This is a genomic window from Salinarchaeum chitinilyticum, assembly GCF_055390775.1.
The window spans coordinates 252,781-275,513 of record NZ_AP043888.1 but is presented as its reverse complement, the minus strand read 5'-3'; the positions used below and the strand labels follow the sequence as shown (position 1 = coordinate 275,513).

Here is a 22,733-nt window from a genome sequence, read left to right as displayed (position 1 = left end):
AAGCCGCCGACGCCGCGCAGCACCGTCCGGGCGTCGCCGGTTTCAGCAGGACTCTAGTGAGGTTGAAGCCGGAACTGCTCGTCGTCCCAGCGATCGTCACGCGGGGTTTCAGCAGGACTCTAGTGAGGTTGAAGCGAGAAGGGGACCACCGCCCACGAGATCGAGGCCAGTTTCAGCAGGACTCTAGTGAGTCTGCAGGGAGGACAACGCGCTGCTATGCTTGATTGGTCGAGTCAACCTCTTCCTAGTAACAATTTTACAGCCACCCCCCGTTCTCCCTGTGTGAACTTCCGCCAGTTCGTCCGGGGCACCGTCGAGTGGTCGGACCTCGAGTCCATCGGCGCCGCGCTCGCCGAGCGGTCCGACGGTGACGTCGTCCGGATCGAGTTCATGGACGCCGACAACTGGCTCTCGACGCCGCTGGTGGTGGACGGGGAGTGGTTCGTGAAGGTGATCACGCCACAGAACGCCCGCGTCCACGGCGTCCTCACCGGGGCGAGGAATCTGGGGATGCTCTCGAGCGGGACGGAGGGGTTCTTCTCGCGGTTCGACGGGCCGCTCGAGATGGGCGAACACGAGATCGAGGCGACGCGAACGATGCGACGGATCGGCCTTCACGCGCCTGAGCCCGTCGAGGTGTTCGAGGAAGCGGGGCTCGGCGTGGTCGTGCTCGAGTATCTCCCCGACTACCGAACGCTCGACGAGCTGTCCGCCGACGAGCTGGATCCCGTTGCGGCTGCGACCTGCGCAGCGCTCGCGACGATGCACGACAACGGGCTCGCGCACGGCGACTTCCGAGCGGAGAACGTGCTCGTCGTTGACGGGGATCCGTACTTCATCGACGCGACCCTGGTCGACGAGGCCGGGCTGGAGGACGCGAGGGCGTACGATCTGGCCTGCCTGCTCGCCGTGCTCGCACCTCGGATCGGTGCGCCTCGCACCGTCGAGATCGCGTTGGACTGCTACGACGTCGAGACGGTCGTCGACGCGAGCCGGTATCTGGACTTCGTCAATCTCCGTCCGGACCACGAGTTTGACGCCGCGCTCTTGAAAGGAGAGATCGACAAAGTGGCCGACGCGTAAGCCGCTCGCGACCGTCGTTCACGGTCCAAACGGCAGCTGCAACCGTCGAACCTCGGCCGGAACCGTTCGGACGCCGTTGCCGGCGGGAACGTCGTTCCAGACCACCGTCGCGCCGCGCTATCCGTCGTGCTGAACGCCGCCGAGGAGCGTAAAGTAGTTCTCCCGCTCGGAATCCGCGATCTGCTGTGGGTAGGCACCGTACGCGAGGGCGTAGTCGCCGTTGGAGCCGACTGCCTCGGCGACCTGTAGCTCGATCTCGATCTCCGCTCCCGAGGCTGCGTGTTCGGCGCTGCCGGTGAACCGCGTGACGGTCGTGGACTTCCCGAGGAGCGTCGAGGACTGGCTATCCCGCTCCTGCAGGTTTCCGAACCCCTGGTAGCGATCCTGGACGGTCTGGACGAGCTCGGCCGTACTCATGTCGCCGACGGGATTGAACGTCTGGCCGAGCACCTTCGCCTTCGGGGTGGTGATCGCGCTGAACGTGGAGGCACGCTGGTCGCCGCCGAGAATGGAGAGGTCGATCGTCCGGTCGTACTCGGCGTACCAGTTCGTGACCGAAACGGTCCGGCTGCTCCCGCCGGCTTCGAACTCGCGTTCGAGCGTTTCCTCCCTGACTCGCCGCTGCTGATAGCCGCTCTCGGCGAGTGCCGACTCGGAGACGCTGGGCTGCGTCGCCGAGAAGGAGAGGTCGTCGTTCCCGAGAATGAAGTCGAGACAGCCGGCCGTCGCTACCGCTCCCGCAGACGCACCTGCGGCGAGTACAGATCGGCGTGTGGGCATTGCCTGGAGTAGTCGCCCGATGCATGAATACTCTGTGGGTGCCGGGATCGCCTGCCACGGCCTCGCAATCGCCACGCTCCGTGGCGATTTCGGGGGACGATACCGTGGAGCGAACGACGGCGGGACGCCCAGCCGCGCTCCGTGGCGCTTTTCTCCCTGTGGCGGGTATCGACTGTCGAATGATCTCCGAGGGCTGCGAGCAGTGCGCCAAAGGCGGGAAGATGGTGCTCTTCGTCTACGGCTACTGCGACGAGCGCGATTGCTTCTACTGCCCGCTCGGAGAGAACCGGAAGAACGTCACCGACGTCTACGCCAACGAGCGGAAGGTCGAGTCCGACGAGGACGTCCTCGAGGAGGCCCACCGGATGGACGCGCTGGGCTCTTCGATCACCGGGGGCGAACCCCAGGAAGCACTCGGGCGGACCTGCCACTACCTCGAACTCCTCAAGGACGAGTTCGGCGATGACCACCACACCCACCTCTACACCGGGATCACGGGCGGTCGCGAGAACATGCGCCGGCTCGCCGAGGCCGGCCTCGACGAGATCCGCTTCCACCCGCCGTTCGAGCAGTGGGGCGACCTCCACGGCACCGAGTGGGAGGAGATCCTCTACGTCGCCCGCGAGGAAGGGCTCACGCCCGCCTTCGAAATTCCTGGTATCCGCGCCGAGCAGGAGTTCCTCGACTTCCTCGACGAAGGTGCTGCGGACTTCTGCAACGTCAACGAGTTCGAACTCAGCGACGGCAACTACCGTCGGATGCAGGAGAAGGGGTTCGAGCGCAAGGAGGACCACATGAGTGCCGTCGCGGACACTCGCGACGAAATCCTCGAGGAGATGGGTGACCACGAGAAGGTGTACTTCTGCACCTCCGTCTTCAAGGACGCTGCCCAGCATCGCCGTCGGCTCAAGCGGATCGCCCGAAACGTCCGCCGTCCGTTCGACGACGTGACCGACGACGGCACACTCGTCTACGGCAAGGCGTGGGCCGAGCCGGCTCGACTCGAAGCGCTCGGCGTCCCCGAGGAGTACTACACGATCAAGTCCGACCACGTCGAGGTCGCGTGGTGGCTCCTCGAGGAGATGGTCGACGACGGCGACCTCGAGGAAGGCGAGATCGTCGAGCAGTATCCGACGGTGAAAGGGACGGTCGTGGAGCGGACGCCGGTGGCGTGATTTTCGAAGGAGTTCGCTGGGGCGAGCGGAACGAAGCGGCGTTTTTTGGTGCAGATTTTTTCGCCGAGGCGTGCGCGAAGCGCAGCCGAGGCGAAAAAAGGTGCAAATGGGACGGTCGTGGAGCGGACGCCGGTGGCGTAACGTTCCAGCCCGCCATCGAGCGCGGGGTTCGAGGTCGAACCGCTCCGGAACCACCGTCGCTGACCGCAGGCTCTTTGTCGGTGCTACTCGGATCGCTGGTATGTTCGAAGTACTCCTTCACTCCGGTACCGGCCATCCCGAACTCACCTGGATCCTGGTCGCTGGCGTCGCAGCGCTGTCGGTCGGCGTCGCAATCGGCCTGTTCTCCGATCGCGTTCGTTCCTGGTTCGTCGCCGACCGCGAGGACTCACCGAGCCGAGAGTAGCTCTTCGTAGAGCGCCACCAGCCGATCACCGACGGTCTCCAGGGCGAACTGATCGCTCGACTCCGCTGCCGCCGTGCCGATCTCCTCGCGGAGCTCCGGATCGTCACAGAGCCGTCGCAGTGGCTCCTCGAACGCCGAATCGGCTTTGAGACAGTCCTCGCCGTCTTCGAGCCACTCGTAGGTCGGAATCGAGCGGATGACCGGCGGCTTCCCGCAGTGCATCGCCTCCAGCAGCGCCATCCCCTCGTTCTCGTTCTTCGAGGGCCAGAAGAAGACGTCGCCGGCGGCAGGGGCGCCTCGGGGATCCTCGACGTAGCCGGTGAAGGTGCAGTTCTCCGGGGAGTTCGCGATCAGCTTCCGCGTCTCGCGGGGCTGGAGGTACTTGTCGAGCGTCCCGCCGGTCGGATTGACGTAGCCGAACCACACGAAGTCGAGGTCGGGCATCGCCCTGGCCGTCTCGACGAACGTTCGGAGCCCCTTGCGCTTGATCACGTGGCCAAACATGAACACGACGGGCGGCTCGAGGTCGTACCGATCCAGGTACTCCTCGCGCAGCTCGGGATCGTCCCAGCCCTCGAAGCGCTCGGCGTCGAACCCGTTCGAGATCACGGTCGAGGGCGTGTCCGTGTACTCGGCAATCACGTCCTGGTTGTGAGCCGAGGGGCAGATCAGGTGGTCGGCCTGGGAGTAACCGTAGGCGAGGTAGGGGCGGAGCGGCTTCGCGAGTGCGTTCGAGAACACGAAGCTCTCCCGGAAGTCCGCGGCCGTGTTGTGGGTGTGCGCGACGACTGGGACGCCAGCCCGTTGGGCTCGCTTGGCGTAGTAGATCGACCGCGGCCCCATATTGTTGAGGTGCAGGAGGTCCGCGTCGAGCGTCGGATCAGTGGTGTACTCGATGCCGCGACGATCGAAGATCTTCCGCTGGTTGTTGACCGACTGGGCGAACCCGCCGGTGATCGCGTTCTCCCACTCGAAGTAGTGGCTGATCTTCATGGGAACTGGACCGCAGATCGGTGCCGTCCGGCGAGTGGTCCCCCGGTGACGGACGTTCGAGGGAGCGACCGCGGCTACTTCTCGATGATCGACTCTTCGACGGCCTCGCCGAAGTGCCGGGCGGTGTCCTCGTAGTAGAGCAGGACCTCGTCGCCCTCCTCGACGTCGGTGATCGCGGTTCGGCCGTCGCTCGTCGGCACCTTGATCGTCTCGGCGTTCTGGAGCAGCGTCTCGACGCGATCGATACCGTCGTCGGTCTCGACCTCGACCTCGAGCCGGAACATCGGGCGCTGCTCGATCTTCGCGCGACCGACCACTGCCTCGCGGGTGTTGCCGTTCGTGTCGGCGATCTGGACCTCGTCGCCGCTCTCGAGTTCGGAGAGGTACTTCGTCCCGCCGTCGGGCGTCCGGACGTAGGCGTGGACGGCGCCGGCGTTGACGCGGAACGGTCGCGATGCGACGTAGGGCGACTCGGCGGTTTCTGCGTGAACGAAGAAGAGCCCGCGACTCATCGAGCCGACGAGCATCCCCTCGTCGTGTTCGAGGAGCTGGCCGGTGTCCACGCAGACCCGGTCGGCGGAGCCGGCGCGCTCGATGCCGGTGACCTCCGCCCACTGCAGGTCGAGCGTCTCGCGTTCGGCTTCGTCGCGGACGGCGACCGTCTCGCGAATCTCGTCAGGATCGGAGCTGTCCAGCAGAACGGCGTCGGCACCGATTTCGAGCGTTTCGTACGCAGTCCTGGCCTCTTCGGCTTCGGTGACGCCAGCGACCAGCGTCGTCTCGTCACCGATGCGGGCGATGAGATTTTCCAGCGGGATGATCTGCCAGTTCTCGCCGACGACGATGGTGTACTCCGCATCTTTGGCAGCCGCTTCGGCGAACGCCTCGTAATCGGAGTCGAAGATCCGGACGTAGGAGCCGGTAGCGGATTCGTCCTCGCGCCGGAGCGTCGAGAGGTCAGCGGAGCCCGAGAGGTCGTTCGGGAGGTCGACGGTGCCGTCGCCCTCGCCGTCCTTGCCGACGACGTAGGCGTCCGCGGCCACGCCGGCCTCGCCGTCGCCTTCGGCGTCGTCGATCATCGCTGCGTCGCCGCCCGTGGCGAAGGCAGCGACGTTCACGTCGCCGAGTTCTTTCACGCGACCGACGTCCTCCTCGTCGACGAGGACCCAGTCGACGCCGGACTCGAGGCCGGCCGTGATCCGTCGCTTTCGCTCGTCCCAGTCGCCGACGTCGGCGTCGGCCTTCAGCCAGACAGATCGCGTCATGTGGCCGACTCCGCAGGCGGGTGGCTTGAACGTGGCGGAACCGTCAGGCGTGGCCAGTCAGCCAGAACGTCGCGGTACACGATACCGAGAAACCGTACAGCGTGCCGTTGGAAAACCAGCGGTTACTCCTGTCGATCGACGTCGACTCGCTCGCGGATGGCCTCCAGCGTGTCGGCCTCGGCGAGTTCCTCGATGCGAGTCTGGAAGTGATCCTCGCAGAGCCCGACTTTCACCCCTTCAGACTCCGCCGCGTAGGCGGCGGTTTCCTCGCAGTAGTGGCACTGCATATCCGACCGTAAGCGACCAGGTGGTTTCAAGGCTACGTTGTCGAACGTTCGTGCACCTGCAGCGCCAATCGACTGGGATTTCGGTCCGGCACTGACGGCGCCGAAGTGTCCGTTGCTGACCGATCCGAACGGCACTCGAACGCCATTCGTCGCATGCGATGCCGCTCAGGATCGAAGTTCGGCAGCCACCCGCTCCCACGCCGTCGCGTCGAGTCCGGCGGCGCCCAGCGTCGTTTCGTGGGCGTCCGAGCCACCCGTCGGGAGGAGACCGTGGCGTTCGATCGCGCGCTCGACCAGATCGATCCCGGCGTCGTCCAGGTCGGTGGGGTCGACGGGCCGATCGTACGGATACCACAGCTCGACGGCGTCGAGCGTGCTCGTCAGCGCCAGTGCAGCCGCCGGATCGTCGTACCTGAGCGGGTGTGCGAGCCCGACGAGCCGGCAGGCGTCCGCGAGGAGTTCGCGTCCTCGCTCGAAGCTGGGGATCTGTCGCGCGACGTAGCACGGGCCGCCGTCTCCGATCAGCTCGTCGAAGACGTCCTGCACGCCGAGATCGAGATCGGGGTGGTCGGCCACGGCGCGCGCGACGTGGGGACGGCCAAATCCGGGGCCGGGATCTACGTCGAGGTCGACGCCGAGGTGGTCCTCGACTCGCTCGACGATGCGAGCTCCTCGCTCGGCACGATCGCGTTGAATCCGGTCGCACTCGGCCCGCAGGTCGGGCGTCGGTTCCAGTCCGTACCCAAGAAGATCGACGCGCTGGCCCCGGGATGCCCCGTCGATAGCTGTCGCCGTCTCGCCGACCTGCACCCGCAGTTCGATTCCGTGAACGACGGTGACTCCATTGCGGTCGGTGACTGGCTCTTCGAGGCCCGGATGGGGCCGGTCGTGATCGGTCACCGCGATCGCGTCAAGTGCTGCAGCAGTGGCTGCGGTGGGAACGTCCTCGATGGACAGTTCGCCGTCGGAGTTCGTCGTGTGTACGTGCAGATCCGCGACGACCATGCGATCGCTGGGGCCGCTCCCGGCAAGGTCGTTCCGGCTCGGCTCGGACCCTGGGCTACGAACTGCGTTTCGAGCTGGCGGAAATCCGGCTATGGCGAGGGATCATCGTGGGATAGCGCACCAAACTATAATTAAGGACCATTAAGGAATATGCACACTCGAAGGTGCCTAGCAGACAAGGTTTATCATTATCGTTCATGTTCTATTTGACGATGATCCCAACTGGCACAGATACGGCGATGGACGACGAGCAGTACCCGCTGACGACCGAGGAGTTCCTCGAACGGTTCGGCGACGTCGAACTGGAGCTCCAGAACGGCACCGAGCGCATTTCCGAGGCCCTCGAACGACTCGACGACGAAGTCTACGACTCCCCGGAGGAGGCCCGCTTCGCAGTGTACTCTGCCGTCTCTCACCGGGCCATCGGCCGCCGGTTCTACAGCGACCGCGATCCGACCCCGCCGGGCGCTCCGAACGCACCGGACCAGGTCTCCTTCTAGGATCGGCGCACCGGACGTATCCGCTTCCCCGCCCGCTTACGCAGCTTCACACTCACGAGGGAACCACTTTTGCCGCGGCCCGTCGAAGCAACCGTCGATGCACGTGCTGCTCGGTGTCGAGGGGAGCGACGAGTCGGGCCGGGCGCTGGAGGCTGTTCTCGAGCGCGCAGCGGACGCTGGCGACGAGCTCACCGTCGCGGTGTTCGCGCTGGGCGAGCAGTCGCTGGACGACGTCGAAGCGTCGGTCCGCGAGCGGCTCGCAGACGTCGCCGTGCCGTGGTCGATCGAGCGCGTCGAGGCCGATCATCCGGCGAGTGCACTCGTCGAACTCGCCGAGGAAGGGCCGTACGACCAGCTCGCGATCGGCGGCGGTCAGCAGAGTCCGATGGGGAAGATCGAACTGGGAACGACGACGGAGTTCGTCCTCCTGAACGCCCAGCTCACGGTGAGGCTCGTACGATGAGCGGACGTATCTACCCGGACGAACCCGCCGGACCGTTTCCGGGGCCGCCCCGCGAAGTCGAGGACGCAGAGGGGCGGGAGATCGTGTACGAGGTCGCTGACGACGCGGATCCGGAACCGATCGTCGAGATGTACGTCGCGTTCGATCCCGCCGACCGCGCCCAGGGGATCCCGCCGTCCCAGGAGGAGCGGATTCGCTCGTGGCTCGGCACGCTGCTCGAGGAGGGCCGCAACGTCCTCGCCTGGCACGACGACGCCGTCGTCGGCCACGCGGTCCTCATGCCCGACACGGACGGCTGGGAGCTCGCGATCTTCGTCAATCAGCCCTACCAGGGCGCTGGGATCGGGACGGAGCTGATCCAGACGTTGCTCGGCTACGGGGCCGAGGCGGGGATCGACCACGTCTGGCTGACCGTCGAGCGCTGGAACCGTCCGGCGATCGCGCTGTACAAGTCCGTCGGCTTCGAGCCCAGCGACGCCGAGAGCTTCGAGATGGAGATGTCGCTCGTGCTCGGTGACGTCGAGGCCTGAGGGACGGAGCACACTCCTCCGTTTTCGAGACGACCGTCTGCGCCGCCTTTCAGACCGATAGAACGGGCTGACTCGCGTAGAGCAGGACGTACTCCGCGGCTTTCGCCAGCGTGTCGCGTTCGTCCTCGCGCTGGGGCTCCCGTGGTATGACGAGGAAGTCAGCACCGATCTCGTCGGCTGTGTCGAGAATCACGCTCCCCGGATGCTGACTCTTCCGCGTCTGGGAGAAGCCGTACGCGACCGTCGCGTCGAGTTGCACGCCAGCGGCGCTCGCGGTCTCGGCGAGCCCGTCGACGTAGGACTGGGTTTCCTCCGCGACGGCGTCGTGGTCGACGGCGTCGCGTTCGATAGCCCGGGTGACGGCCTCGGCGAGCACGTAGACGGCTGCGACGTCTGCGTCGTACCGGTCGGCGACGGCGATCGCGTACTCCGCGGCCTCGGTGGCCTCTTCGGTCCCGTCGACCGGAACCAGAACCGTCTCGACCGACAGCGGGTCGTCCTCGGGCGCCATGTCTCCTCCCTCACTCGCGGCAGGCAAAAAACTACCCGACCGACGGTCGCGTGGTCTCGTCGGTCGGACCTGGCCACGTGGCGTCTCATCGGCCGGCCGTTCGACGACTGCGCGGCAACATTCACCGCAGTCGTCGTCCCCCGCCGTTTCCCGAGGCAGAACGACTTTGATCCCCCCTCACGAACCGTGCTTCCATGGAACGCGCACTCGTCGTGGTCGAAGCTACGGAAGCAACGAAGAACCTGGTCGCCGAGGCAGCCGAACTCGCACACGGCGTCGGTGCCGAGCTCCGTCTCCTCTACGTCACCTCCGACGAGGAGTTCGAGGAGCGCCAGGGCGAACTCCACTCGATCCCCGGCATCAACGTCGATTACGGCGTTGCGAAGGGCGTCGAGCAGGCAGAAGGGTTCGCTCGCGCCGTTGGCGAGGAGGTGCTCGGTGAGGACGGCGAGTTCACCGCCGTCGGTCGGATCGGTGACGACGAGGAGGAGATTCTCGCCGAAGCTCGCTCCAGCAACGCAGATCACATCTTCGTGCACGGCCGCCAGCGCTCGCCCGCGGGCAAGGCCGTCTTCGGCGACCTCGCTCAGGCAATCATCCTCGGCTTCGACGGCCCCGTCACCGTCACGACGAGCTGATCGGGCTCCCCGGCCCTCGAAACTCCGGTTTTGCGGACGCCAACTTCTGCTCGGTAGCCACCGTTTTCGGAGCACCGTCGTCTCGCATAGTCGGTCCGCGGCCCGACCGGTGGCTTTTCCACCACTCCCCCGCAACTGACGGCGTATGATCGAGACCGTCGCTATCGCGACCGACGGCTCCGAGAGCGTCTCCCGCTGCGTCGACGTGGCACTCGACCTCGCGGACCGCTTCGAGGCCGACGTCCACGCGCTCTCCGTCGTCGACGAGACCGAGGTCGATTCCTCGCCGGAACGGCTTCGCGACGAACTGCGCGGTGCACTGGCCTCCGACGCCGAACGCGCCGTCGACACCGTCGCTGACCGGACCGATCGGTCGATCACGACCGCGGTGATCGAGGGCCGACCGTCGGACGCGATCGCCGACTACGCCCGCGAGCACGACGTCGACGTGGTCGCGACAGGGACGCGCGGTCGCCACGGCGAGCACCGCTTCTTGATCGGTAGCGTCGCCGAGCGGGTCGTGCGGACCTGTCCGGTGCCGGTGCTCTCCGTTCGACAGCTCGGCGCTGAGGAGTAGTTGCGGATTCGTTCCGTTCGGTTCGATTTTTCCCGCCGTAGAGACGTCCAACGGGTGAGGATCGACGACGCCCGTTACCAGCGGTGGTGGACGTGCTCGGCGACGTACTCCTCGTAGACGTCCCGGATCGCGCCGTGGACCTGATTCGTGAGCTCGGACTGTCCCGAGACGGCCGCGTTGGCCTCGACGTGGGAGGGGGAGGTCGTCCCCGGAATAACCGTCGAGACCTGTCGGTGGTCGAGGATCCAGCGGAGCGTCGCTTGCGCTGTCGTCCGGTCGTCGGGAAGTGCGGGCTCCATCGCCTCGAGCGCGTCGTGGCCGACTTCGTAGGGAACGCCCGCGAACGTCTCGCCGACGTCGAAGGCCTCTCCGTCGCGGTTGAAGTTCCGGTGGTCGTTCTCGTCGAACTCCGCGTCCCGGTCGAGCGCGCCGGTCAGCAGCCCCGAGGCGTAGGGAACGCGGACGACGATACCGACGTCGTACCGGTTGGCTGCCTCGAAGAACCGCTCTCGCGGTCGCTGTCGGAACGGGTTGAAGATGATCTGGACGGTGTCGACGACCTCGTACTCGATGGCCTTCTGGGCCTCCTCGACCCGTTCGACGCTGACGCCTGCGTGCTCGATCAGCCCGTCGTCCTCGAAGCGCTCCAGCGCCTCGAAGGTGTCTGGCTGGTAGTACGCGTCCGTCGGCGGACAGTGGAGCTGCAGGAGGTCGATCGTGTCGACGCCCAGGTTCTCCAGGCTGCGCTCGACGTGGGGACGGAGCGTCTCGTAGTCGTACCGATCTGCCTCGTGTGGATCGAGCCGTCGGCCCGCTTTGGTCGCGACGAACACGTCGTCGTGCGCGTCGCGCTCCGCGAGCACGTCGCCGATGTACGACTCGCTCGCGCCGTCGCCGTAGACGTCGGCGGTGTCGAGGAAGTCGATACCGGCGTCGAGCGCCGCGCGGATCACGTCCCGTGCGGTCTCGTCGGGAACGTCGCCCCACGCGCCGCCGCCGACGTTCCACGTTCCGAGGCCGACTTCCGAGACGTCGCGATCGGTCGAACCGAGTCGTCGATGGTGCACGTCCGGCCCATCGGTGCCCCGGGTTCTCAAGGTTCCTGTCTCGGTCAGCACGTGGGTCTACTCCGGCATGTACTCCGGCATGTACTCCGGGCCTGATTTCGGGCCTGATTTCGGGGAACGGCGGTCGGCTCACTACGGGATAGGCATTATCACGAAATATGGGAATCTTATTCTGAAGTAGGAAACTATCATTCTAGTAGGATAATACCTAAATACTCCCATTATGAAGTATAGCGTGGGCATGGGAGTCGAGCGGAGCACTGACAAGCGAGGGAGAATCACGATTCCCAGCGATCTCCGCGAGCGGTTCGGCGATCGGTACCGCGTCGTGGAACTCGACGACGGGATCAAGCTCGTCCCCATCCCACGGAATCCGATCGAATCGCTACGGGAGTCGGCCAGCGACGAACTACGCGAGACCTCCGCGGCAGAGCTACGCGCAGTCGCGCGCGAGCGGGGAGACGCGGAGGCCGAAGAGCATGTACGCTGACCGCTCGATCTGGCTCGCCCTCTTCACGGAGGACGAGGCCAGCGCCGACCGGGCGGCGTCACTGCTCGCCGAGCACGAAGCCGACCTCCAGGTGTCGCTGATCACGTTCGTGGAGCTGTTTCTCATCGAGGAGTCGTATCCCTTCGACCGCGAGCGCGCAGTAACCGCAATTCTGGACCTCGCCGAGTTCGACGACGATCCGGCGATCCTCTACCGTGCCTCGCACTACCTCGAGGAGGGCCTGGAGCCCTTCGAGGCGTTCCACGCTGCGATCGCCGACGTGCGTGGCGAGCCGGCCGAGGTCGACGGCGAGGAGCGGACGTGGCTACGGCTGGATCCTGCCGACGAAGCCGAGTGAGGTCGTATCCGGCCTGAGCCGAGTAAAGGTGTATCGGCGCGAGCAATTTGCGGTGTGAGGCGCCCGAGCGGAGTGACGGGATCGACAGCTCAGAGCAGATACAGCGTCGTCCGCCAGAAGTCCTCGAACGCGTCCTCGAGCGCGGCTTCGGGTTTTCCCGAGGCGTCGACGGCTGCCGTCGCCCTCGCGTCGACCTCGTCCTCCAGCGCGTCCAGTGCGCCACGATCGCCAGTCAGGTAGAGCGTCTCGGCGTCACGGTCGTCGAGTGCCGCTTCGGCCGCCTCGAGGTGTTCGTCGATCTGTGCGTCTCGGCGGCGCTCGAAGCGCCCCTGCGAGAACCCACCCTTCGAGTGATCGCCCTTGACGTCGCTCTGGAACCCCTCGAAGGCGAGGCGTTCCTCCTCGCGGTACTCGCCGAGCGCGAACACGTCCGAGCGCACGAGTGCGAAGGCGAAGGACCCCGTCGGGAGGAACGCAGCGCGGTCGAGTTCGAATCCTTCGGCCCAGGTCACGCTCGGCTCGGGCAGGACCGGGGGTCGGAGCGCGGCGCTGACCATCCGGTCCTCGTCCGCGAGCGCGATGCACGGGGCTGCTCGCTCGATCAGGGCTGTGCGGTCCTCGAAGTGCTCGCGAACGTCCTCCGGAACGCGGTCGTGAACGACCGCGGTCAGCGCGCCGTCGGGCGGTGCCTCGATGGAACCGAGCCGGTCGAGGACGCGTTCCGTGGCCCGGCGTTCCAGCGTGCGCCGACCGCGGAAGGCCAGCTCCGCCTCGTCGTCGCGGAGTCGCTCGACGGTCCCCTCGAGCTGTGCGACCTTGTCCTCGAGGTCGTTGACTCGCTCCTCGGCCGCCTGCCGATCTGTGGCGGCGTCGGCACGGCGGCGCTGCTCGGCCTCGAGCTGTTCCTCGAGGCGGTCGCGCTCCTCGCGGACGGCCTCGAGTTCGGCCTCCAGCTCCGAGACGGTCCCGCCACGGAGCAGCCGGTCCAGCATGGCAGACTGGCGGACCGCGAGTCACTTCCCTGTTCCGGGCGCGACCGGGCCGGCCGATGTACGATTTGCCGCGTCAGTGCACACTCGTTCCCGACGCCAGCGGCCGATCGACGGGTGGATTTTTCACGGTCAGCCGAAAATATTGCCAGTATGTCGTCCCCTCAGGATTCCTTTGGACACTACGTCGACGGCGAGTGGATCGACGGTGCGGGAACGGAGACGTTCGAGAGCGAGAATCCGGCGACCGGCGACTCGCTGGCGACGTTCCAGCGCGGGACGCCCGAGGACGTCCAGCGGGCAGTCGGCGCCGCGGAGGAGGCCTTCGAGGAGTGGCGGGCGCTCTCCTACATCGACCGTGCCGAGTACCTCTGGGAGATCTACCACGAGCTCCGGGATCGCCACGAGGAGCTCGGCGAGATCGTCACCCAGGAGTGCGGCAAGGAGATTTCGGAGGGTAAAGCCGACGTCACCGAGGCCTGGCACATGGTCGAGTGGGCGGCGGGGAACGCCCGCCACCCCCACGGCGACGTCGTGCCCAGCGAGATCGCCGCGAAGGACTCCTACATGCGACGGAAGCCACGTGGCGTCGTGGGCTGCATCACGCCCTGGAACTTCCCGGTCGCGATTCCCTTCTGGCACATGGCTGTCAGTCTCGTTGAGGGCAACACCGTCGTCTGGAAGCCGGCCGAGCAGACGCCGTGGTGTGGGCAGGTCATCGCGGAGATGTTCGACGACGCGGACATCCCCAACGGCGTCTTCAACCTTGTCCAGGGCTTCGGCGACGCCGGGAACGCCATCGTCCAGGACGAGCGCGTGCCCACCGTCCTCTTCACGGGCTCCGCGGAAGTCGGCCACCAGATTGCCGACGAGATCGGTGGGCAGCCGGGCCGCGACGCCGCGCTCGAAATGGGTGGGAAGAACGCGATCGTCGTGACCGAGGAGGCGGACCTCGACATCGCCGTCCACTCCGCAGTCATGTCGTCGTTCAAGACCACGGGACAGCGCTGCGTCTCCGCCGAGCGCCTGATCGTCCACGCCGACGTCTACGACGAGTTCAAGCGGCGCTTCGTCGACCTCGCGGAGTCCGTCGCGGTCGGCAATCCCCTCGAGGAGGACACGTTCATGGGTCCCGCGATCGACGAGCGGCAGGTCGAGAAGGTCCACGAGTACAACGAACTCGCCAGGGAGGAGGGCGCCGACGTCCTCGTCGATCGCGCGGACCTCGACGCCGCGGAGATTCCCGACGGTCACGCCGACGGCAGCTGGGTCGGCCCGTTCGTCTACGAGATCGACTACGATCCGACGCTGCGATGCCTGAAGGAGGAGGTCTTCGGCCCCCACGTCGCGCTCGTCGAGTACGAGGGCGGCATCGAGCGTGCCGTCGAAATCCACAACGACGTGCCCTACGGACTCGCCGGCGCCGTGATCTCCGAGGACTACCGACAGCTGAACTACTACCGCGACCACGCGGAGGTCGGGCTCGCGTACGCGAATCTCCCCTGCATCGGCGCGGAGGTCCACCTGCCCTTCGGCGGCGTGAAAAAGTCCGGCAAGGGCGCGCCGAGCGCGCGCGAAGTCATCGAGTCCGTGACGGATCGGACGGCCTGGACGCTGAACAACGACGAGGACATCGCGATGGCGCAGGGACTCTCGGCGGAGATCACGACCGAGGACGACTAGGCGTCCCGGGCCCCCTCGTCCGTGTCCGATCGGCCGACCGTCCAGTTCACGGTCGTTGTGCTGGGGGTATGCAGTTTCCCCAACGTTTATTTTTGATCCGTTTTCGCTTAGTGATATGCCCTCCATCCGCGACTATCCGGCTACCGCGCTCGCAGCCGTGCTCTCGGTACTGTGGTTCACCTACGCGCTACTCACTCCGACCAACATCGTCCTCCTCGGTCTCGTCCCCATACTCTTGCTCTTGGGACTCGGTCTGCTCGTGGACAGACTGCTGGACGACTCCAGTGACTGAGTGCACAAGGGGCGCTTCGAACCAGTTTCGACGACCACGGTTACGTTGCGAACGAAGGGCCTCCTCCCGCCCACACCGCCATTGACACTATATTGTCATACAGCAGTGTTAACACGTTATTTCTCCATATCTGACTCATGAGCGACGACCGGACCGGTGCCGATCTGTTCGTCGACGCCCTCGAACGCTACGGCGTCACGCACGTCTTCGGAAACCCCGGAACGACGGAGCTCCCCGTGGTTCACGCGCTCGCCGACAGCGACGTCGAGTATGTCCTGGGTGCCCACGAGGACGTGGCGACGGGCATGGCTGCAGGCTACGCGAGCACGCGGCGATACCACGCTCACGACGAAATCCGGGGAAATTCCGATGAGAGCGACGGCGCGGAGAAGCCGGCGGAGGATAACGACGTCCTCCCGCTTGGCGTCGCGAACCTCCACCTCGCGCCCGGCCTCGCCCACGGCCTCGGGAACGTCTACGGCGCCGCGATCGCCGGCGCGCCAGTACTGGTGACGGCGGGGAACCACGAGCAGCGGTTCCAGCACGAGGAGCCGATCCTCTCGGGTGACCTCGTGGAGCTGGTTGATCAGTTCACGAAGTGGTCGGCGGAGGTCACGGACGTCGAGGCGCTCCCGACGATGGTCCGGCGGGCAGTCCGCGTCGCGCTGACGCCGCCGACAGGGCCGGTGTTCCTTGGCCTGCCACTCGACGTCGTGCTAGCCGAGACCGACGCCGAACCGGAACGGCTCGGTCCGATTCCCTCCGCGGGTCGGGGGGACGAGGTACAGGTGGAACGGGCCGCGGACCTGCTCGTGGAGGCCGAGGACGTGGTGCTGGTGGTCGGGGACGGCGTCGCCCGCTCGGGGCGGGACGCCGTCGGCGCGGCCGTCGATCTCGCGGAGGCCGGGGGCGCTCGCGTCCACGGCGAGATCCTCGCCTGCGAGGTCGACTTCCCCACCGATCACGAGCAGTGGGTCTCCTACGTTCCACCCGACGAGGACCTCGCCCGGAACCTCATGAGCGCGGACGTCGTCTGTTTCGTCGGCTGCTCGACCAACACCACCCTGGTCGCCCACGACGGGCCGCTCGTCCCGGAGTCGACGACCTGCATCCACGTGAGTGACGACGCCTGGCAGGTCGGCAAGAACCAGCCGGCAGACGCCGCGGTCATCGGCGACCCCGGCGAAGTGATGGACCAGCTCGCCGAGAGCGTCGGCGACAGACTCGATCGGACGACGCTGGAGGAACGGCTGGAGGACGTCGCTGCACAGCGGGAGTTCGTGGGCGCGAAGATGGCGAGCATGGGCAAGAGTGAGGCGCCCGACGATCCCCGGCCCTCGAAGGCCGAGCTCGTCGACGAGATGGAGAGCGTCGCGGGCGACGCCTACGTCGTCGACGAGGGCGTCACTGCGAAGTACGCGATGTTGACGCGCTGGGAGCTGGCGCCCGAGCAGTACGTCTCGAACAAAGGGGGTGGCCTCGGCTACGGGCTCCCCGCCGCCGTCGGTGCCGCCGTCGCGGAGAGCCAGCGCGAGGAGCCCCGCGACGTCCTCGGGTTCGTCGGCGACGGATCCTACCTCTACTACCCGCAATCGATCTACACCGCGGTCCGCCAGGGCGTAGACCTGACGGTCGTGATCCCAGACAACCGGAACTACCGGATTCTCAAGGACAACACGCTCGCGATGCTGGGCGGCGACGAGGACGACTACGACTGGGAGGACATGGAGTTCGATCCGCCGGTGGACATCCCGGCGAACGCCGAGAGCCACGGCGCCCGCGGAGAACTGATCGAGACGCCGGACGCGGTCGGGCCCGCGCTCGAGGCGGCCATCGAACGAGACGGCACCGACGTCCTCGACGTGCTGGTCCACGACTGACCCGGGTCCGATCGCGCTGTGGGGTTCGTTTGCGTTGGCTACGTTTCCTCGGAGGTCCCTGTGTCACTAAGGGCGCCCGCTCCGTCGTCGCCAGGATCGATCGCCCGAACGCGGTCGCCGTCGGCTGTCTCCGGGAAAATTTTCCCGGGATTCAGCGTGTCGGTCGGATCGAGCGCACGCTTGATCGCCCGCATCGCCTCGACCGTCGCCTCGCCGTGTTCGCGAACGAGGTACTCGCGCTTGCCCTGGGCGATCCCGTGCTCTCCCGTCGCGGTCCCACCGACGTCGATCGCGCGCTCGACGATCTCGGCGTGCAGGGCTTCGCCCCGTTCGACCTGATCCGGGTCGTCGGGATCGACGAGCACCGAGTAGTGGACGTTCCCGTCGCCGGCGTGGCCGAAGCAGGGAACCAGCAGTTCCTCCTCGGCAGCGCGTTCCTTGGCGTACCGGATCAGCGGTCCGTACTCGCTGATCGGGACCGTCACGTCGCCGGGGTGAAGCGGTTCGAGGGCAGGATCGAACGACCGGATCGCGAACGCGAGATCCTTTCGTGCGCGCCAGAGCTCCTCCATTCGTTCCTCCTCGGCGATCTCGAACGCCTCGACCCCGTGGGCTTCGAAAATCGACTCGCAGAAGGCGATCTCCTCCTCGACGCCGTGATCCGCGTGGAACTCGACGAACACCATCGGCTCGTCGGGCAGGTCGGCCCCGGTGTAGTCGTTGGACATCCGGGCGGAAGTGGCGTCGATCAGCTCGATTTTGGCGACGTCGACGCCCGACTGGACCGCGTCGGTGACTGCTGCCGTGGCATCGGCGAGCGTCGGGAAGAGCGCGCGGCCACCGCGAATCTGCTCGGGTCGCCCCGCGAGCTCGAGCGTCGCGCGGGTCACCACGGCGAGCGTCCCCTCGCTCCCAACGAGGAGGTCCCGGAGGTTGTAGCCCGAGGAGGTCTTGACGGCCTTGCTTCCCGCGGTGATTACGGAGCCGTCGGCCAGGACGGCTTCCAGTTCGAGCACCCAGTCGCTCACCTCGCCGTACTTCACCGTCTGCATCCCGCTGGCGGCGTTGGCGATCATCCCGCCGATCGTCGAGATGTCGCCCGAGGAGGGGAGCGGCGGGAAGAACAGTCCGTGTTCCGCAGCTGCCTCCTCGATCGCGGGCCCCATTACACCGGGCTGGACGTCGAGCTGGTGATCCTCGGGCCGGACGTCGAGCACCTCGCCCATCCGGGTGAGATCGAGACTGATCCCGCCGTGGGCCGGGACCGGATTCCCCTCGAGACTCGTCCCTGCGGCATAGGGCGTGACGGGGATCCCACGCTCCGTTGCGCCCGCGAGCACGGCGGCGATCTCCTCGGTCGTCGTCGGCCAGACGACGGCGTCGGGCGTCGTTCCGTCGTCCGTTCCCCAGTCCGTCGCGTGGGCGTCGCGGACGTCGTCGCTCGTCGTGACGCGATCCTCGGCGAGTGCCTCCGTGAGAAATGCGTGGTCGTCTGGCGTGCCATCGATTGTCATACGCTACCGCACGTACTCCGGGACCAAGTGCGTTCGGCGCGCGGCGGATCTGGCCCGCCGCGAGCGTATCGGACGGGGCAGTCGATTAGGCCCAGTACGCGTCGCCGGGCTCGGTCTCGAACACCGCGCGGTCGAGGACGTCGACGGCCTTCTCGAGGCCCTCCCGTCCCGAGGTGAGCGAGTCCTCGTGTTCGATCGAGAGTGCGCCCTCGTAGCCGACCATCCGGAGCGTCGAGACGACGTCCTTCCAGTGTTCCTCGCCGTGGCCGTAGCCGATCGAGCGGAACAGCCAGGAGCGGTTCGGCTCGTCGGTGTAGGCGTTCGTGTCGAGCACTCCTTTCTCCCGGGCGTTGGCGTCGTAGACCTTCGTGTCCTTGGCGTGGAAGTGGTGGATGGCGTCCTCCTCGCCGAGCAGTCGGATCGCGTCCGTCACGTCGATGCCCTGCCAGTAGAGGTGCGAGGGGTCGAAGTTCGCGCCGATCCAGTCGTTGGTGGCTTCGCGTAGCTCCAGCATGCCGTGGGGCTCGTAGACGAGCATGTTGGGGTGCATCTCGATGGCGACCTGCACGTCGTGCTCGGCGGCGTGGTCGGCGAGGTCGTCCCAGTACGGAATGGCCACCTCCTCCCACTGGTACTCGTGGGCCTCGGCGTGCTCCTCGGGCCACGGCGCGGTGATCCAGTTCGGCGTCGAGTCGCCGGGCGCGCCGGCGGGCAGCCCGGAGAAGCAAGTGACGGCGCCGACGTCGAGCTCGTCCGCGAGTTCGATCGCCTCGCGGAGCTCCCGGTCGGCCTCGTTCGCCCGCTCGTCGTCGGGGTGGAGCGGGTTGTTGTGCGTCGCGAGTGCGCTGATCGAGAGGTCGTACTCGGCGACGTCAGCCAGCAGCTCCTCGCGTTTCTCCTCGTTTTCCAGCAGCGCCGCCCGATTCAGGTGGTCCTGCCCCGGGTACCCCCCGGCACCGAGTTCCACCGCGCCGACGCCGAGGTCCGCGAGATATTCGAAGGCGTCCGTACGATCCTGGCCGCCGAGTGGGACGGTGAGTACGCCGATCTCCATGGTCTGGAGTTCACCGAGTGCTGGGTTAAAGCTCACGGGGCCGGCAGTCCCGAACCCCTTTTCTCCGGGCAGTACGATTCCGGCTCCATGCATCGGGTTCCGCGCCGTCGAACGCTGGTAGCCGGTGCGGGCGTGGCCGCCAGTCTCCTCGCGGGCTGTTCCGAGAGCGACGGCGGCAGTCCCGACGACGCCGATCCGGCCGCCCGGGGCCCTATCGCCATCGCGGAGCTTGCGTTCGCCGCCGAGCGCCCGGACGATCGCGACGATTTCCGACGGCAGCCGGAGTCGACCTACGCACCCGACCGGCCGATCTGGCTCTACGCGGACTATTCGGGACTCGCCGGCGAACAGGTCGATTCGAGTACCGGTGGCGGCGACGGGACCGACGGCACCGATGACGCCGATGGCGGCGGCAGCGACGCGGGTGGTGACGACAGCGGCGACGGCGAGTCTGGTGCTGTCGCGATCGATCTCCGCCAGACCGTCACGGTCGCGGATCCCGAAGGGAATCTGGTGGTCGAGTCCCAGCAAACGTTCCAGGAGGAACTCGCACCCGGCCAGCTCGAGGGGTACTTCACCGGCACCGAGATCCTCCTGGCTGGTCGCGCCGCCGAGGGCGAGTACGCGACGACGCTGTCGGTCACGGATCGCGTGTCGGCGACGCAAGCGAGCGAGACTGCGACGTTCCGCATCGAAGAATAGCGCTCCGTTTGCGATCGCGACGGTTCGTCGCAGGTCGCGCTACTCGTCGAGCTGTACCGCTCGACCGGCCTCGCTCGAACGGTAGACGCCGTCGATGACCTGCTGCACCGTCAGCGCCTGCTCGATCGTGTTCCGCTCGGGCTGCTCGCCGGTGCGCAGCGCTTCGAGGAACGTCCGCTGACAGGCGGCGTGTGCGTCGCGGCTCTCGGTTTCGATCTCCGTCGTCGCGACGTGGTCGACGCCGTCGACGCCGTCCTCGTAGATCGTCGTCTCGCCGGCACCGAGATCGAGCGTCGCGCCGCCGTTCTCGCCCCGGAGCGTGACTTCCTGGTTCGGCTCGCGGTTGGCCGCCCACGCGCACTCCAGGGAGAACGTCGTCCCGTCCTCGGCGCGGAAGAACGCGCTCGCGGAGTCGTCGACGTCGAAGACCCCGTCGGGATCCGGCGTCCCCCAGACGTCCATGTCCGCGGTATCGTCGCGGTCGCCGAACTCGCTGCGCGCCGAGCCAGTGACCTCGACGACGTCGGGGTGGCCCGCGAGGTGCAGGCCGAGGTCGATCGCGTGAACGCCGATGTCGATCAGCGAGCCGCCACCCGCCGTCGACTTGTCGGTGAACCACGTGCCAATCGCGGGGATCCCCCGCCTGCGGACGTACTCGATCTCGACGTGGCTGACGTCGCCGAAGCGGCCCTGCTGACGGTAGGCGTCGAGGACTTCGGCGCCGCCGGCGAAGCGGTTGTGGAGGCCGACCATCGCGATCGCGTCCGAGTCCGCGGCCGCGTTTGCGATGCGCTCTGCGCTCTCGAGGGAGTGTGCGAGCGGCTTCTCGAGGTAGAGCCCGACGTCGTTCTCGAGGATCGTCAAAGCGGCGTCCTCGTGGAAGCGGTTCGGCGTGGTGACGAACGCCGCGTCGACGACCTCGCACATCTCGCCGACGTCCTCGAACGTCTCGGCGCCGAAGTCGGCAGCGAACGACTCGCGCGCTTCCGGGACGACGTCCGCACCGGCCGCGATTTCGGCGTCTGTTTCGAGGAGGTTCTCGACGTGATGGCGTGCCATGTTGCCCAGGCCGACGAAGCCGATCCTGGGTGAATCGTTGACCATGTCCGGGCGTGAACGACCACCCGATTAACGGTTCCGACGGCGGAAGTCCGGTGGGGGAAGTTGGTGTCCGCTCTGTCTCCGACTACCACCTCGGTCTCCGCTGACCACCAAGAATTACCCCGCGGCGTCCGACGGTCCGGTATGGACAGATTCGAGACGCGAACGATCCACGCGGGCCAATCTCCCGACGCCGACACCGGCGCCGTCATGCCGTCGATCCAGCTCAGTACGACCTTCGAGCAGGACGCCCCCGGCGAGGAAAGGGGCTATGAGTACGCACGCACGGGAAATCCCACGCGCGCCGCGCTCGAACAGAACCTCGCCAGTCTCGAAGGCGGCGAGTACGGCCGCGCGTTCGCTTCCGGGATGGCCGCGATCGACGCGGTCCTGCACACGCTCGAGGCTGGCGACCGGGTCGTCGCCGGCAACGACGTCTACGGTGGCACCCACCGGCTGCTGACGCAGGTCTACGACCGCCACGATCTGGAGGTCGAGTTCGTCGACGTCACCGACATCGACGCGCTCGACGCTGCGATGTCGACTGACACCGAACTGCTCTGGCTGGAATCGCCGACGAACCCGCTGCTCTCCGTGGTGGATCTGGACGCCGCGGCCGGCGTCGCCCACGCGTACGACGCAGTCTGCGCAGTGGACAACACGTTCGCGACGCCATACCTCCAGCGCCCGCTCGAGCTCGGCGCCGACGTGGTCTGTCACTCCCTGACCAAGTATCTCGGCGGACACTCAGATGTCGTCGGTGGGGCGCTGCTCACGGACGACTCCGATCTCGACGAGGCGTTCGGCTTCGTCCAGAACGCCGCTGGGGGGACGCCGGGTCCCTTCGAGTCGTTCCTCGTCCTGCGCGGGACGAAGACGCTCCCCGTGCGGATGGACCGGCACTGCGAGAACGCACGAGCGATCGCGGAGTTGCTCGCGGAGCACGATGCCGTCGAGCGCGTCTACTATCCGGGGCTCGCGTCGCATCCCGATCACGACGTCGCCGCCGAGCAGATGGACGACTTCGGCGGCATGGTCTCCGTCGAGCTCGACGCGAGTCTCGAGGAGACGTCCGAGATGGTCGCGGCGACGGAGGTGTTCACCCTCGCCGAGTCGCTCGGCGGCGTCGAGAGTCTCATCGAACAGCCCGCGGCCATGACGCATCAGGCGATCCCACGGGAGGATCGGCTTGACGCTGGTCTCCGGGACGGCCTCGTTCGGCTTTCCGTGGGACTCGAGCACGTCGAGGACCTCGAGGCGGATCTCGAACGGGCGATCGAGGAAACGGTCGCGTAGGTACCGTCTGCGTCCGTGAACGGGGGCGCTGCCCACAGGAGTAGACTGCAGGAGGAGCCGCGATTTCGGCGCCAGCACCGAACGTGAGGAACGG

26 protein-coding genes and 1 CRISPR repeat array (1 of these 27 running past the window's edge) are annotated in these 22,733 nt (G+C 66.9%); of the genes, 15 read left to right on the top strand and 11 right to left on the bottom strand.

Going from position 1 to position 22,733, the window contains the following annotated elements; translation table 11 throughout:
- A CRISPR array of direct repeats spans positions 1-199; the repeat unit is 30 nt; unit sequence GTTTCAGCAGGACTCTAGTGAGGTTGAAGC (it extends 5,136 nt beyond the left edge of the window).
- A gap of 83 nt (positions 200-282) precedes the next feature.
- The gene (locus tag ACZ5KP_RS01415; RefSeq protein WP_460919095.1) at positions 283-1,083 is read left to right on the top strand and encodes an RIO1 family regulatory kinase/ATPase domain-containing protein; all 801 of its coding nucleotides are present in this window, start codon (positions 283-285) and stop codon (positions 1,081-1,083) included.
- A gap of 117 nt (positions 1,084-1,200) precedes the next feature.
- Here the strand turns inward: ACZ5KP_RS01415 and ACZ5KP_RS01410 are convergent, their stop codons facing one another.
- Positions 1,201-1,863: a DUF6517 family protein gene (locus ACZ5KP_RS01410; protein WP_460919093.1), complete on the bottom strand. Its 663-nt coding sequence runs from the start codon at positions 1,861-1,863 to the stop codon at positions 1,201-1,203.
- A 179-nt stretch (positions 1,864-2,042) separates the two neighbouring features.
- Between ACZ5KP_RS01410 and ACZ5KP_RS01405 the strand changes: the two genes are divergently transcribed.
- Together ACZ5KP_RS01405 and ACZ5KP_RS01400 are read left to right on the top strand one after the other, a co-directional pair.
- Positions 2,043-3,038: a radical SAM protein gene (locus ACZ5KP_RS01405; RefSeq protein ID WP_460919092.1), complete on the top strand. Its 996-nt coding sequence runs from the start codon at positions 2,043-2,045 to the stop codon at positions 3,036-3,038.
- A 241-nt stretch (positions 3,039-3,279) separates the two neighbouring features.
- Positions 3,280-3,444, top strand: coding sequence for a hypothetical protein (locus ACZ5KP_RS01400; RefSeq protein ID WP_460919091.1), 165 nt, complete (start codon positions 3,280-3,282; stop codon positions 3,442-3,444).
- Here the strand turns inward: ACZ5KP_RS01400 and ACZ5KP_RS01395 are convergent.
- From ACZ5KP_RS01395 to ACZ5KP_RS01380, 4 genes are all read right to left on the bottom strand, one after another.
- Complete coding sequence (locus ACZ5KP_RS01395) at positions 3,427-4,437, bottom strand: glycosyltransferase family 4 protein (protein WP_460919089.1); 1,011 nt, start codon at positions 4,435-4,437, stop codon at positions 3,427-3,429. The two genes, ACZ5KP_RS01400 and ACZ5KP_RS01395, sit on opposite strands and share 18 nt — an antisense overlap.
- Before the next feature lie 74 nt (positions 4,438-4,511).
- Positions 4,512-5,702, bottom strand: coding sequence for a 3-dehydroquinate synthase II (locus tag ACZ5KP_RS01390; protein WP_460919088.1), 1,191 nt, complete (start codon positions 5,700-5,702; stop codon positions 4,512-4,514).
- A gap of 122 nt (positions 5,703-5,824) precedes the next feature.
- Positions 5,825-5,989, bottom strand: a complete 165-nt coding sequence (locus ACZ5KP_RS01385; protein ID WP_460919087.1) for a DUF6757 family protein — start codon at positions 5,987-5,989, stop codon at positions 5,825-5,827.
- Positions 5,990-6,154: 165 nt separating this feature from the next.
- Complete coding sequence (locus ACZ5KP_RS01380; RefSeq protein WP_460919085.1) at positions 6,155-6,994, bottom strand: PHP domain-containing protein; 840 nt, start codon at positions 6,992-6,994, stop codon at positions 6,155-6,157.
- 212 nt (positions 6,995-7,206) lie between these two features.
- On the opposite strand from ACZ5KP_RS01380, the gene ACZ5KP_RS01375 reads away from it, so the two are divergent.
- The 3 genes from ACZ5KP_RS01375 to ACZ5KP_RS01365 all read left to right on the top strand — a co-directional run bounded on the left by ACZ5KP_RS01375 (position 7,207) and on the right by ACZ5KP_RS01365 (position 8,487).
- Complete coding sequence (locus tag ACZ5KP_RS01375; RefSeq protein WP_460919083.1) at positions 7,207-7,494, top strand: DUF5789 family protein; 288 nt, start codon at positions 7,207-7,209, stop codon at positions 7,492-7,494.
- Positions 7,495-7,591: 97 nt separating this feature from the next.
- Positions 7,592-7,957, top strand: a complete 366-nt coding sequence (locus ACZ5KP_RS01370) for a universal stress protein (protein WP_460919081.1) — start codon at positions 7,592-7,594, stop codon at positions 7,955-7,957.
- Positions 7,954-8,487 carry a GNAT family N-acetyltransferase gene (locus ACZ5KP_RS01365; RefSeq protein ID WP_460919080.1) on the top strand — a complete coding sequence of 178 codons (534 nt, stop codon included), beginning with the start codon at positions 7,954-7,956 and terminating at the stop codon, positions 8,485-8,487. Before ACZ5KP_RS01370 ends, ACZ5KP_RS01365 begins: the two co-directional genes overlap by 4 nt.
- A 49-nt stretch (positions 8,488-8,536) precedes the next feature.
- Here ACZ5KP_RS01365 and ACZ5KP_RS01360 read toward each other — a convergent pair whose 3' ends face one another.
- Positions 8,537-8,998, bottom strand: a complete 462-nt coding sequence (locus tag ACZ5KP_RS01360; RefSeq protein ID WP_460919078.1) for a universal stress protein — start codon at positions 8,996-8,998, stop codon at positions 8,537-8,539.
- 194 nt (positions 8,999-9,192) lie between these two features.
- Between ACZ5KP_RS01360 and ACZ5KP_RS01355 the strand changes: the two genes are divergently transcribed.
- Both ACZ5KP_RS01355 and ACZ5KP_RS01350 read left to right on the top strand, forming a co-directional pair.
- A complete protein-coding gene (locus tag ACZ5KP_RS01355) occupies positions 9,193-9,636 on the top strand; it encodes a universal stress protein (RefSeq protein WP_460919077.1) in 444 nt (147 codons plus the stop codon).
- A gap of 145 nt (positions 9,637-9,781) precedes the next feature.
- Complete coding sequence (locus ACZ5KP_RS01350) at positions 9,782-10,213, top strand: universal stress protein (protein WP_460919075.1); 432 nt, start codon at positions 9,782-9,784, stop codon at positions 10,211-10,213.
- A 74-nt stretch (positions 10,214-10,287) separates the two neighbouring features.
- Here the strand turns inward: ACZ5KP_RS01350 and ACZ5KP_RS01345 are convergent, their stop codons facing one another.
- Complete coding sequence (locus ACZ5KP_RS01345; protein ID WP_460919073.1) at positions 10,288-11,280, bottom strand: aldo/keto reductase; 993 nt, start codon at positions 11,278-11,280, stop codon at positions 10,288-10,290.
- Between the two features lie 223 nt (positions 11,281-11,503).
- Between ACZ5KP_RS01345 and ACZ5KP_RS01340 the strand changes: the two genes are divergently transcribed.
- Together ACZ5KP_RS01340 and ACZ5KP_RS01335 are read left to right on the top strand one after the other, a co-directional pair.
- Complete coding sequence (locus tag ACZ5KP_RS01340; RefSeq protein ID WP_460919071.1) at positions 11,504-11,770, top strand: AbrB/MazE/SpoVT family DNA-binding domain-containing protein; 267 nt, start codon at positions 11,504-11,506, stop codon at positions 11,768-11,770.
- Positions 11,760-12,128: a PIN domain-containing protein gene (locus ACZ5KP_RS01335; protein ID WP_460919070.1), complete on the top strand. Its 369-nt coding sequence runs from the start codon at positions 11,760-11,762 to the stop codon at positions 12,126-12,128. Before ACZ5KP_RS01340 ends, ACZ5KP_RS01335 begins: the two co-directional genes overlap by 11 nt.
- 89 nt (positions 12,129-12,217) lie before the next feature.
- Here ACZ5KP_RS01335 and ACZ5KP_RS01330 read toward each other — a convergent pair whose 3' ends face one another.
- Entirely contained in the window at positions 12,218-13,120 is a 903-nt protein-coding gene (locus tag ACZ5KP_RS01330; RefSeq protein WP_460919068.1) for a Vms1/Ankzf1 family peptidyl-tRNA hydrolase, read from the bottom strand.
- A gap of 150 nt (positions 13,121-13,270) precedes the next feature.
- On the opposite strand from ACZ5KP_RS01330, the gene ACZ5KP_RS01325 reads away from it, so the two are divergent.
- From ACZ5KP_RS01325 to ACZ5KP_RS01315, 3 genes are all read left to right on the top strand, one after another.
- Positions 13,271-14,800: an aldehyde dehydrogenase family protein gene (locus ACZ5KP_RS01325; protein ID WP_460919067.1), complete on the top strand. Its 1,530-nt coding sequence runs from the start codon at positions 13,271-13,273 to the stop codon at positions 14,798-14,800.
- Positions 14,801-14,915: 115 nt separating this feature from the next.
- Entirely contained in the window at positions 14,916-15,092 is a 177-nt protein-coding gene (locus tag ACZ5KP_RS01320) for a hypothetical protein (RefSeq protein WP_460919065.1), read from the top strand.
- A gap of 137 nt (positions 15,093-15,229) precedes the next feature.
- Entirely contained in the window at positions 15,230-16,972 is a 1,743-nt protein-coding gene (locus ACZ5KP_RS01315) for a thiamine pyrophosphate-binding protein (RefSeq protein ID WP_460919064.1), read from the top strand.
- A gap of 38 nt (positions 16,973-17,010) precedes the next feature.
- Here the strand turns inward: ACZ5KP_RS01315 and ACZ5KP_RS01310 are convergent, their stop codons facing one another.
- Positions 17,011-18,486 carry an FAD-binding oxidoreductase gene (locus tag ACZ5KP_RS01310; RefSeq protein ID WP_460919062.1) on the bottom strand — a complete coding sequence of 492 codons (1,476 nt, stop codon included), beginning with the start codon at positions 18,484-18,486 and terminating at the stop codon, positions 17,011-17,013.
- Between the two features lie 85 nt (positions 18,487-18,571).
- Positions 18,572-19,540 carry a sugar phosphate isomerase/epimerase family protein gene (locus tag ACZ5KP_RS01305; protein ID WP_460919060.1) on the bottom strand — a complete coding sequence of 323 codons (969 nt, stop codon included), beginning with the start codon at positions 19,538-19,540 and terminating at the stop codon, positions 18,572-18,574.
- A gap of 87 nt (positions 19,541-19,627) precedes the next feature.
- On the opposite strand from ACZ5KP_RS01305, the gene ACZ5KP_RS01300 reads away from it, so the two are divergent.
- On the top strand, positions 19,628-20,242 hold the full coding sequence (locus ACZ5KP_RS01300) for a hypothetical protein (RefSeq protein WP_460919059.1): 615 nt from the start codon (positions 19,628-19,630) through the stop codon (positions 20,240-20,242).
- A gap of 39 nt (positions 20,243-20,281) precedes the next feature.
- Here the strand turns inward: ACZ5KP_RS01300 and ACZ5KP_RS01295 are convergent, their stop codons facing one another.
- Complete coding sequence (locus ACZ5KP_RS01295; RefSeq protein WP_460919058.1) at positions 20,282-21,346, bottom strand: Gfo/Idh/MocA family protein; 1,065 nt, start codon at positions 21,344-21,346, stop codon at positions 20,282-20,284.
- A gap of 141 nt (positions 21,347-21,487) precedes the next feature.
- Between ACZ5KP_RS01295 and ACZ5KP_RS01290 the strand changes: the two genes are divergently transcribed.
- Entirely contained in the window at positions 21,488-22,639 is a 1,152-nt protein-coding gene (locus ACZ5KP_RS01290; RefSeq protein WP_460919056.1) for a cystathionine gamma-synthase, read from the top strand.
- The last annotated feature ends 94 nt before the right edge of the window (positions 22,640-22,733 follow it).

Bases quoted from the DNA above. Each gene is read 5' to 3' on its own strand.
- ACZ5KP_RS01385 (WP_460919087.1), bottom strand. From the start codon at position 5,989: ATGCAGTGCCACTACTGCGAGGAAACCGCCGCCTACGCGGCGGAGTCT.
- ACZ5KP_RS01355 (WP_460919077.1), top strand. From the start codon at position 9,193: ATGGAACGCGCACTCGTCGTGGTCGAAGCTACGGAAGCAACGAAGAAC.
- ACZ5KP_RS01380 (WP_460919085.1), bottom strand. From the start codon at position 6,994: ATGGTCGTCGCGGATCTGCACGTACACACGACGAACTCCGACGGCGAA.
- ACZ5KP_RS01400 (WP_460919091.1), top strand. From the start codon at position 3,280: ATGTTCGAAGTACTCCTTCACTCCGGTACCGGCCATCCCGAACTCACC.
- ACZ5KP_RS01305 (WP_460919060.1), bottom strand. From the start codon at position 19,540: ATGGAGATCGGCGTACTCACCGTCCCACTCGGCGGCCAGGATCGTACG.
- ACZ5KP_RS01310 (WP_460919062.1), bottom strand. From the start codon at position 18,486: ATGACAATCGATGGCACGCCAGACGACCACGCATTTCTCACGGAGGCA.
- ACZ5KP_RS01340 (WP_460919071.1), top strand. From the start codon at position 11,504: ATGAAGTATAGCGTGGGCATGGGAGTCGAGCGGAGCACTGACAAGCGA.
- ACZ5KP_RS01365 (WP_460919080.1), top strand. From the start codon at position 7,954: ATGAGCGGACGTATCTACCCGGACGAACCCGCCGGACCGTTTCCGGGG.
- ACZ5KP_RS01390 (WP_460919088.1), bottom strand. From the start codon at position 5,702: ATGACGCGATCTGTCTGGCTGAAGGCCGACGCCGACGTCGGCGACTGG.
- ACZ5KP_RS01325 (WP_460919067.1), top strand. From the start codon at position 13,271: ATGTCGTCCCCTCAGGATTCCTTTGGACACTACGTCGACGGCGAGTGG.
- ACZ5KP_RS01330 (WP_460919068.1), bottom strand. From the start codon at position 13,120: ATGCTGGACCGGCTGCTCCGTGGCGGGACCGTCTCGGAGCTGGAGGCC.
- ACZ5KP_RS01350 (WP_460919075.1), top strand. From the start codon at position 9,782: ATGATCGAGACCGTCGCTATCGCGACCGACGGCTCCGAGAGCGTCTCC.
- ACZ5KP_RS01295 (WP_460919058.1), bottom strand. From the start codon at position 21,346: ATGGTCAACGATTCACCCAGGATCGGCTTCGTCGGCCTGGGCAACATG.
- ACZ5KP_RS01370 (WP_460919081.1), top strand. From the start codon at position 7,592: ATGCACGTGCTGCTCGGTGTCGAGGGGAGCGACGAGTCGGGCCGGGCG.
- ACZ5KP_RS01300 (WP_460919059.1), top strand. From the start codon at position 19,628: ATGCATCGGGTTCCGCGCCGTCGAACGCTGGTAGCCGGTGCGGGCGTG.
- ACZ5KP_RS01315 (WP_460919064.1), top strand. From the start codon at position 15,230: ATGAGCGACGACCGGACCGGTGCCGATCTGTTCGTCGACGCCCTCGAA.
- ACZ5KP_RS01375 (WP_460919083.1), top strand. From the start codon at position 7,207: ATGATCCCAACTGGCACAGATACGGCGATGGACGACGAGCAGTACCCG.
- ACZ5KP_RS01405 (WP_460919092.1), top strand. From the start codon at position 2,043: ATGATCTCCGAGGGCTGCGAGCAGTGCGCCAAAGGCGGGAAGATGGTG.
- ACZ5KP_RS01410 (WP_460919093.1), bottom strand. From the start codon at position 1,863: ATGCCCACACGCCGATCTGTACTCGCCGCAGGTGCGTCTGCGGGAGCG.
- ACZ5KP_RS01360 (WP_460919078.1), bottom strand. From the start codon at position 8,998: ATGGCGCCCGAGGACGACCCGCTGTCGGTCGAGACGGTTCTGGTTCCG.
- ACZ5KP_RS01290 (WP_460919056.1), top strand. From the start codon at position 21,488: ATGGACAGATTCGAGACGCGAACGATCCACGCGGGCCAATCTCCCGAC.
- ACZ5KP_RS01395 (WP_460919089.1), bottom strand. From the start codon at position 4,437: ATGAAGATCAGCCACTACTTCGAGTGGGAGAACGCGATCACCGGCGGG.
- ACZ5KP_RS01335 (WP_460919070.1), top strand. From the start codon at position 11,760: ATGTACGCTGACCGCTCGATCTGGCTCGCCCTCTTCACGGAGGACGAG.
- ACZ5KP_RS01320 (WP_460919065.1), top strand. From the start codon at position 14,916: ATGCCCTCCATCCGCGACTATCCGGCTACCGCGCTCGCAGCCGTGCTC.